The organism is Streptomyces sp. NPDC054841, from assembly GCF_053611045.1.
This window is the reverse complement of the sequence record NZ_JBSGZO010000814.1, coordinates 1-2,060: the sequence shown is the minus strand read 5'-3', so window position 1 is coordinate 2,060 and position 2,060 is coordinate 1. Positions and strand designations below refer to the sequence as shown.

Sequence of the window (2,060 nt, the reverse complement as noted above, 5' to 3'; positions counted from 1 at the left end):
CCGTTGGCCACGCGCCAACGGGGCCTTCCCCTATGTCCGTTTTATTGGAGAGGCGGGGTGTCTGCCCTGTGGCGTGCACTACAAAACGGCGTGTCTGTTTGGTGATTGAACGAAGATCGGCTTAGCGTCTTTTGCGCTGTCCGCCAGTTGCACCAGCCGCACCCGCGGCATCGGTCAGCCATCGCCGAGTCCCCGTCAGGCGCGAGCCTGGGGAGCCGGGGACCCACACGTCCCCCTGGGGTGAATCGGACGCCTTCGCATCCGTGCGGAGGGGCCCGTAGGAGACCTTCCTGCTCCGAACCCGTCAGCTAACCCGGTAGGCGAGAAGGAAGGAAAGGATCAGCCACTACATGGCGTTCACCCGTGCCACCGGGAAGCATCGTGGTCCGAGCCGGCTGTCGCGCAAGAGTGCGGGTGTCGCATCGGTCGCGGCCCTCGCCACCACCGGCGTCATCGGAACCCTCGCCTCTCCGGCGCTCGCCGCCGACGCGGACAGCTCTCCCATCGAGGACACCGGCCTCACCCAGGCCATCGTCGTCGACGACTCGCTCGCCGAGCAGATCGACGCCCAGGCCGCCGCCCAGCAGGAGGAGGCCGCCCTGGCCGCCGCCCAGGCGAAGGCCGAGGCCGAGGCGAAGCGCAAGGCCGAAGCCCGCGCCAAGGAGGCCCGCGAGGCCCGTGAGCGCGCCGCCCGCGAGGCGGAGCGCAAGCGGCTGATGTCCTACACCCTCCCGGTCGCCGGCTCGTACGTCAGCACGAGCTACCACGCCGGCGGCGGGCAGTGGTCCTCCGGCAGCCACACCGGCGTCGACTTCCACGCCGCGTCCGGCACGCAGGTCGTCGCCGTCGGCATGGGCACGGTCGTGGAGGCCGGCTGGGGCGGTGCGTACGGCAACAACATCGTGATCCGGATGCACGACGGCACGTACACCCAGTACGGCCATCTCTCGTCCATCGGCGTCTCGGTCGGCCAGACCGTCACCCCGGGCCAGCAGATCGGCCTCTCCGGGTCGACCGGCAACTCGTCCGGCCCGCACCTCCACTTCGAGGCCCGCACGAGCCCCGACTACGGCTCGGACATCGACCCGGTCGCGTATCTGCGTTCGCACGGCGTCGGGGTCTGACCCCTCGGACGGCCCCTCGCACATGACGAAGGCCCCGGCTCGGTACGGATCGAGCCGGGGCCTTCGGCGTATTCAGGCCAAAAGATATCCACGAATTCCCGTTGGCCATCGGAAATTTCGGCCCGCTGCAATAGAGTCACCGAACAGACGTCGCTCGACTGGGTTTCGCGCGGATTAAGGCGGAGGTTCGGTATGCGCATTCCTGCGCGCTCGGTATGCACGGCTATCCGCGACGACATCGTCTCCGGTGTCTTCGAGCGCGGCAGCCGGCTCACCGAGGAGCAGCTGGCGCGCCGCTACGGCGTATCACGCGTCCCCGTGCGCGAGGCGCTGCGCACCCTGGAGTCGGAGGGCTTCGTCGTCACGCGCCGGCACGCGGGCGCGTGTGTCGCCGAGCCCACCGAGCAGGAGGCCGTCGACCTGCTGGAGATCAGGATGCTGCTGGAGCCGCTGGGTGCGGCGCGGGCTGCCCAGCGGCGCACGGAGGCTCATCTCAAGGTGTTGCGCGGCCTGGTCAGACTGGGCCAGGAGCGGGCCCGGCGGGGCCAGGGCGAGGATCTGCGCTCGCTCGGCGGGTGGTTCCACGAGACCCTCGCCCAGGCCTCCGGCAGTCCCGGGCTCACCGCGCTTCTCACCCAGCTCCGGCACAAGATCGCCTGGATGTACTCCGTCGAGCCGCCCGCCCGGCCGGTCGAGTCCTGGGCCGAGCACGGCGCGATCGTGGACGCGGTGGCGCGTGGCGACGCCGAGCGGGCCCGTGCGCTCGCCTCGATGCACGCCGAGCGGGCCACGGGCGCGCACCGGTTGCGCATCCCGGTGGGTGTGAGGGCTTCGCAACATTCCGTAAACACGCCAGGCGACGGCAATTAACAAAATCGCCGTATACAAAGAGCAGCTATTTCTTGGCGGCCTGTTCTTCGCTGCCCCGGCGACGGG

The 2,060-nt window shown here is 69.8% G+C and carries 2 protein-coding genes and 1 riboswitch; both genes read left to right on the top strand.

Features of this window, described 5'->3' with window-relative positions:
- Positions 1-172: 172 nt before the first annotated feature.
- Positions 173-337: riboswitch (cyclic di-AMP (ydaO/yuaA leader) on the top strand.
- A gap of 13 nt (positions 338-350) precedes the next feature.
- Positions 351-1,124 carry a M23 family metallopeptidase gene (locus tag ACWGI8_RS43505; RefSeq protein WP_453669060.1) on the top strand — a complete coding sequence of 258 codons (774 nt, stop codon included), beginning with the start codon at positions 351-353 and terminating at the stop codon, positions 1,122-1,124.
- A gap of 192 nt (positions 1,125-1,316) precedes the next feature.
- Positions 1,317-1,994: a GntR family transcriptional regulator gene (locus ACWGI8_RS43500; protein ID WP_453669058.1), complete on the top strand. Its 678-nt coding sequence runs from the start codon at positions 1,317-1,319 to the stop codon at positions 1,992-1,994.
- Positions 1,995-2,060 lie beyond the last annotated feature (66 nt).